Source organism: Rhodococcus sp. 06-1474-1B (genome assembly GCF_002258885.1).
GTDB lineage: Bacteria > Actinomycetota > Actinomycetes > Mycobacteriales > Mycobacteriaceae > Rhodococcoides > Rhodococcoides fascians.
In genome coordinates this window covers 1-563 of the sequence record NZ_NOYR01000020.1, presented here as the reverse complement: position 1 = coordinate 563, position 563 = coordinate 1, and the positions used below count along the sequence as shown (strand labels likewise).

General features: G+C 67.0%; 1 protein-coding gene. It reads left to right on the top strand.

The window, feature by feature from the left end; all coding sequences use genetic code 11:
* On the top strand, positions 1-563 hold a 563-nt coding region (locus CH266_RS06895), incomplete at both ends, for a DUF222 domain-containing protein (protein WP_141214506.1).

Below are 563 nucleotides of genomic sequence, written 5' to 3'. Positions count from 1 at the left end.
GCGCTACTACGCCGACGCCCGAGCCCTTTCCTGGCGATGCCGGGTCCAGTCATGCGGGCTTGTGGGATGAGACGAACTACGACAGTGACGACGACTGCGGTGACGAGGATTGCTGCGAAGGCGACTGCGGCGAGTGCGACGGTGACGACTGTGGTTGCGGCACAACGCCACACAGCACGGCCGACACCAACGACGATGCCGGCTCCGACAGCGCTGCTGAACCCTGCGGCCACGCCGACGCCGACGCATCGGACACCGCTGCTCGCGACGCTGCCGCCGCACGGGATCGACGCACCCAGAACGAACGCCGCCACGATGCCCTGAAAATGGCGCTCCGGCACACCCTCGCCTCCGGCACCCTCGGCACCCACCGCGGCCTACCCGTCACCGCCATCGTCACCATGAGTTTGAAAGACCTTGAATCAGGCTGCGGCTACGCCATGACCGCCACCGGATCCCGCGTCTCGATCCGCGACGCCATCCGCATGGCCTCGCACGCCCACCACTACCTCACCATCTTCGACGACAACGGCAGAGCCCTCTACCTCGGCCGATCCAAACGC